This window comes from Cobetia sp. SIMBA_158 (assembly GCF_046566945.1).
Lineage (GTDB): Bacteria > Pseudomonadota > Gammaproteobacteria > Pseudomonadales > Halomonadaceae > Cobetia > Cobetia amphilecti.
Window position 1 is genome coordinate 1 of the sequence record NZ_JAWJYL010000229.1, and the last position, 281, is coordinate 281.

Annotated in this window: 1 protein-coding gene; it reads right to left on the minus strand. The window is 44.5% G+C overall.

The genetic code is table 11. The features are described from left to right. Nucleotides 1-281, minus strand: a 281-nt coding sequence (gene mobV, locus R2R70_RS19760; RefSeq protein ID WP_410978862.1) for a MobV family relaxase, incomplete at its 3' end; no start/stop codon positions are given.

Below are 281 nucleotides of genomic sequence, written 5' to 3' on the forward strand. Positions count from 1 at the left end.
ATCTGCTTTGCTGACAGCTTCTTTTCTTTCGTGATCGGCACGAGACCCACGTGCATATGAGGTGTCGTTTCATCCTTATGTACTGACGCATACATCACGTTCTCTTTTCCGTAACGCTCCTGGATAAATTCCAGATTAGATTTGAAGAATTCCCTTTCGCTCTCTGGAGACAGCTTTTCAAAGAATTCGGGACTTGCCGAGATCATGAACGAACAGCACCTAACCGCATCTTTTCGAATGGCTCGTTTCGTCTCTACATTCTTCTCGATATGTTCGTTGAT